This is a genomic window from Salifodinibacter halophilus, assembly GCA_012999515.1.
Classification (GTDB): domain Bacteria; phylum Pseudomonadota; class Gammaproteobacteria; order Nevskiales; family Salinisphaeraceae; genus Salifodinibacter; species Salifodinibacter halophilus.
In genome coordinates this window covers 1-951 of the sequence record JABEEB010000009.1, presented here as the reverse complement: position 1 = coordinate 951, position 951 = coordinate 1, and the positions used below count along the sequence as shown (strand labels likewise).

General features: G+C 50.7%; 2 protein-coding genes and 2 pseudogenes. 2 read left to right on the top strand and 2 right to left on the bottom strand.

Translation table 11 applies throughout. The features are described 5' to 3' along the window. Nucleotides 1-68, bottom strand: a 68-nt coding sequence (locus HKX41_10400) for an MFS transporter (GenBank protein NNC24546.1), incomplete at its 3' end; no start/stop codon positions are given. Between the two features lie 91 nt (nucleotides 69-159). On the opposite strand from HKX41_10400, the gene HKX41_10395 reads away from it, so the two are divergent. Continuing rightward, on the top strand, nucleotides 160-456 hold the full coding sequence (locus HKX41_10395; protein ID NNC24545.1) for an ATP-grasp domain-containing protein: 297 nt from the start codon (nucleotides 160-162) through the stop codon (nucleotides 454-456). Next, nucleotides 450-638 (top strand): annotated as a pseudogene (locus tag HKX41_10390) (phage tail tape measure protein). The gene HKX41_10395 and the pseudogene HKX41_10390 overlap by 7 nt, the downstream one beginning before the upstream one ends. Before the next feature lie 17 nt (nucleotides 639-655). Here the strand turns inward: HKX41_10390 and HKX41_10385 are convergent. After that, a pseudogene (locus HKX41_10385) lies at nucleotides 656-951 on the bottom strand (hypothetical protein).

The following is a 951-nucleotide window of genomic DNA, read 5'->3' as shown; positions in this document are numbered from 1 at the left end:
GCTGCCGGCACCTGTCCTACGAGTTGCATGATAAAGAAGACAGTCATAAGTGCGGCGACGATAGTCATGCCCCGCGCCCACCGGAAGGAGCTGACTGGGTTGAAGGCTCTCAAGGGCATCGGTCGAATCGGATCCCGGGCCCGTCGACTAGGCCTGAAAATGCAATCAACTTTTCCCGGTTGTGGTATATTTGGTGTGGAAATGTTCTATTTAGAAACAGGGGAATTGCTTATTAACGAAATTGCCCCAAGGCCTCACAACTCTGGACATTATACCATTGATGCTTGCGTCACTTCTCAATTTGAAGCTCATTTGAGATCAATATTGGATTTGCCAATGCCAAAGAATTTCACATCTTTCTCCACCATTACAACGAACGCCATTATGCTAAATGTTCTTGGAGACAAACATACAAAAGATAAAGAGCTAGAAACTTGCGAAAGAGCAAAGGCCTGAAGTCCGGCTGGAGTGAGTGGGAAGAGAGCGCCACGGACAGTATGTCGCAGGTAAAAAGTGCAGCCACGCAGACCTTTGATGGTATTGCACAGAATATGGCGGCGATGCTGACCGGCAGTGAGCAGAACTGGCGCAGCTTCACCCGTTCCGTGCTGTCCATGATGACAGAAATTCTGCTTAAGGGTTGTTTGACTAGTGCCTCTACTGCATGGGGGGCCAGAATGACTAGTGGCTGTCCCATGGTTAGCTTGCCTGCATCCTTTGTCAGTACGGCAATGGCTGCTACCATCCGTAGGCAAGGGGGCCACCCAGCTGCTACTGGGTCTAGCTTTTTGGACAGGTAGGCCACCGGCCGACGCCAAGGTCCCAGTTTTTGCGTTAGGACACCTTTGGCGTAGCCCTGCTTCTCGTCGACAAAGAGTTCAAAGGGCTTAGTCAAATCTGGCAACCCCAGGGCTGGGGCAGTTAGAAGAGCTTGCTTGATTTCTTGATAGG